Below are 2,155 nucleotides of genomic sequence, written 5' to 3' on the forward strand. Positions count from 1 at the left end.
GCCTTACTGCGGCAAGGGTTCGGATTTGCCGTCGTAGCGTTTGCGCCACTCGGCAAGAATCTGGTCGCGGTTTTCCGAGGCCCAGTTGAAGTCGTTTTTGATCAGGCGCTGTTCGTAGTCAGCCGGCAGTTCCTGGAAGCGCTCGGCAATACCTGGCTGGGCCAGAACGGCGAAGTTGGCTTTGTACAAATCCATGGCCTCGCGGCTGGCGGAGAAGTCGGCGAGCTTTTTCGCCGCGTCTAAATGCGCGGTGCCTTTGATAATGCCGGTGGCTTCAATTTCCCAACCCAGGCCTTCTTTGGGCAGCACGATATCCAGCGGCGCGCCTTTGCGTTTTAGCTGCACGGCGGGGTACTCAAAGGAGATGCCGATGGGGAATTCACCAGCAGCGGCGAGCTTGCATGGCTTGGAGCCGGAATGGGTGTACTGGCCGATATTGGCGTGCAGCTTGTCCATATAGGCCCAGCCTTGCGCTTCGCCAAAGGTTTGCAGCCAAGCGCTGACGTCGAGGTAGCCGGTGCCGGAGGAGGCCGGGTTAGGCATGACGATTTTGTCTTTGTAGATGGGGTTAGTCAGGTCTTCCCATTTGGTTGGCTTGGGCAGGCCCTGCTTTTCGGCTTCCACGGTGTTAAAGCAAATGGTCGCCGCCCACACGTCCATGCCCACCCACGACGGCGGGTTGGCGGCATCGCGGTAGTGCGCGCCGATCTTTTCCAGGTTGGCCGGTGCATAGGCTTCGAGCATGCCTTGCTGTTTCAGAATGGCCAGGCTGGAGCCGGCCAGGCCCCACACCGCATCAGCTTGCGGCCGGGCTTTCTCGGCTAGCAGCTTGGCGGTGACGATGCCGGTGGAGTCGCGCACCCATTTGATTTCGATATCCGGGTTGAGCTTTTCGAAGGCTTCTTTGTAGGCCTTGAGCTGTTCCACTTCGAGGGCGGTGTACACGGTCAGCTCGGTGTTGGCTTGAGCCTGAAATGCACAGGCAGCGAGCAGGCCGATGGCCAGGGCGGTGCGGTTGAACATGGGATGACTCCTTGGTTGAAGTGGGTTGTTTTAATCAGCTGTTGGCCGGCACTTCGCCGTTGGCCAGGCGCGCGTTAATGGCGTCGATCACCGCGGGCAAATCGGCGATGGTGTCGATCAGGTAATGCGGTTGGCTGGCGGCAAACAAGGCGTCGATGCGCAGGCGCTCGGCTTCAAGTTGCTCGCTGGACAGCGCTTGAAACTGCTCCCACGACAGGCCCAGAAAGTTGCCGGAAAAACGCAGCGCCACCGTCCACATGCCGGCGCTGCGGCCTTCGAGAATGCCGGGCTCGGTGTCGTCGACTTTTACGCACGCCGCCACGTCGTCCAGCCCCAGGGCAATTACATTGGCCAGCGCCTGCGCCGGGCTCGGGCGGCCTTTGGGCACTTCATCGGTGGCGACCACGTGGTCGGGCACATAGCCCTTGGCCGCAGCCAGCTCCACCACCTTGTCCATTACTTGCTTGGGGTAGCCCGAGCAGGTGCCGATTTTCAGCCCGCGTTGGCGCAGCGCGGCGATGCAGTCCAGCGCCCCCGGAATCAGCGCCGAGTGCTCGCCGACCTTGGCGATTTGCAGCGGCATAAAGCGCTCATAAATGGCGGTTACATCGTCATCACTGGGCAGCCGGTCAAAGCGCCGTTGAAAGCGCTCGGCCACCGCCGGCTGATCACACAGCGTGCGAATGTGCTCCCACTTGCCCATGCCCATCGGCCCGCGGGCTTCGTCCAGGCTTAGCTCAACGTCAAAGCTGGCAAAGGCCTCAACAAAGATGCGCGTGGGGGCAAACGAGCCGAAGTCGACCACGGTGCCGGCCCAATCGAGAATGGCGGCTTGCAGGCGGGTAGGGGATTGGTAGCGCATGGCAGTCTCCAACAAAAAATTAATGGCCCAGCGCCGGCTGCCGCCAGGCCTGGGAGCGGCGCAACAGGCCACGGGAAAGGCCGGCGAGCAGCAGCGACACGCCGGCCGAGGTGAGCAGAATCAGGGTGGACATCGCCGCCGCGCCGCCAACGTTGCCGGCATCGTCCATGTTCAACACGGCCACAGCAGCGAGCACGCTGTCGGGGCTGTAGAGGAAAATCGCCGCCGACACCGTGGTCATCGCCGACACAAACAGGTAGCGAATAATGT

General features: G+C 61.8%; 2 protein-coding genes and 1 pseudogene. All 3 read right to left on the reverse strand.

Annotated elements, in window-relative coordinates:
• Positions 1 to 3 precede the first annotated feature (3 nt).
• Positions 4 to 1,023: a putative 2-aminoethylphosphonate ABC transporter substrate-binding protein gene (locus AAAB16_RS21590; protein ID WP_340665184.1), complete on the reverse strand. Its 1,020-nt coding sequence runs from the start codon at positions 1,021 to 1,023 to the stop codon at positions 4 to 6.
• Positions 1,024 to 1,057: 34 nt separating this feature from the next.
• The gene (gene phnX / locus AAAB16_RS21595) at positions 1,058 to 1,885 is read right to left on the reverse strand and encodes a phosphonoacetaldehyde hydrolase (RefSeq protein WP_340665185.1); all 828 of its coding nucleotides are present in this window, start codon (positions 1,883 to 1,885) and stop codon (positions 1,058 to 1,060) included.
• Between the two features lie 19 nt (positions 1,886 to 1,904).
• Positions 1,905 to 2,155: pseudogene (locus AAAB16_RS21600) on the reverse strand (putative 2-aminoethylphosphonate ABC transporter permease subunit); the annotation flags it as partial.

It is taken from the genome of Pseudomonas sp. (assembly GCF_037994325.1).
Lineage (GTDB): Bacteria > Pseudomonadota > Gammaproteobacteria > Pseudomonadales > Pseudomonadaceae > Aquipseudomonas.

What these genes read in the sequence shown, in the direction of transcription:
- AAAB16_RS21590 (WP_340665184.1), bottom strand. Translation starts at nt 1,023, where the DNA reads ATGTTCAACCGCACCGCCCTGGCCATCGGCCTGCTCGCTGCCTGTGCA.
- phnX (WP_340665185.1), bottom strand. Translation starts at nt 1,885, where the DNA reads ATGCGCTACCAATCCCCTACCCGCCTGCAAGCCGCCATTCTCGATTGG.